This is a genomic window from Vibrio sp. 10N.222.49.C9, from assembly GCF_041474985.1.
GTDB lineage: Bacteria > Pseudomonadota > Gammaproteobacteria > Enterobacterales > Vibrionaceae > Vibrio > Vibrio crassostreae_C.
Map to the genome: position 1 here is coordinate 1 of NZ_JBFRVD010000762.1, position 309 is coordinate 309.

Consider the following 309-nt stretch of genomic DNA (forward strand, 5'->3'; position numbering starts at 1 on the left):
AGTCCTATATTCTATTGGAGAGATTGAGCCTTAATTTGATCATGAGACTAGCCAACGTCGTAGGTATTAGCGAACCTTGGTTGGAGAGGCATCATGAGGATTTTGATTTGGGTTATATCTATGACAACAATGAGTGTATTGGCATCGAGTAAGAGTGACGCTTCTTTCCAGCAACTTTCTGAGATGAAGTGGCAATATCGCATCTTGTTGATACAAGATCGTCCAGACTACCAACAAACGCTCACCAACGCCTCAGAAGAGATTGCAGATAGGCACCTAGTCTGGTTCCTAGTTTTGCCTAACCGAGTT

At 43.0% G+C, this 309-nt stretch carries 1 pseudogene; it reads left to right on the plus strand.

From position 1 onward, the window contains the following. Positions 1-120: 120 nt before the first annotated feature. Positions 121-309 (plus strand): annotated as a pseudogene (locus tag AB4585_RS25465) (DUF4174 domain-containing protein); the annotation flags it as partial.